Here is a 318-nt window from a genome sequence, read left to right as displayed (position 1 = left end):
GCTGTACGGTGGTGGTATCCGTCCAGCGATGTACACACATGCCGGTGACGAGCAGACGGCAAAGACCACACTGGCCCTAATGGTCATGGTCAACGCCGTGAACAAGAACGTCCCGCTGATCGCGTTCTGGGACTACGAAGGCTCAACCAAGAACTCGAAACCGTATCTTGCATCCATTCTCAAGTCTATGGGGGCGAAGGTAGGCATCCGTGACGTATTCGGTAAGAAGGACAAAGAGACCGGTAAATGGGTTGTTCATCCGGTTGTGCAGTACTACCCAGAAACGGTGCGTGAGAAGTTCTTCGATTGAATGGCAAG

At 52.8% G+C, this 318-nt stretch carries 1 protein-coding gene; it reads left to right on the top strand.

Translation table 11 applies throughout. The features are described from left to right. The coding region (locus AC1RO3_RS08975) for a hypothetical protein (protein ID WP_481764078.1) at positions 1–310 on the top strand (310 nt) is incomplete at its 5' end. Positions 311–318 lie beyond the last annotated feature (8 nt).

The sequence above is a fragment of the Dellaglioa sp. CoH-57-MRSF-19 genome (assembly GCF_056781975.1).
Note: the sequence above shows the minus strand (reverse complement) of the source record. Positions and strands in the feature narration are given on the sequence as shown.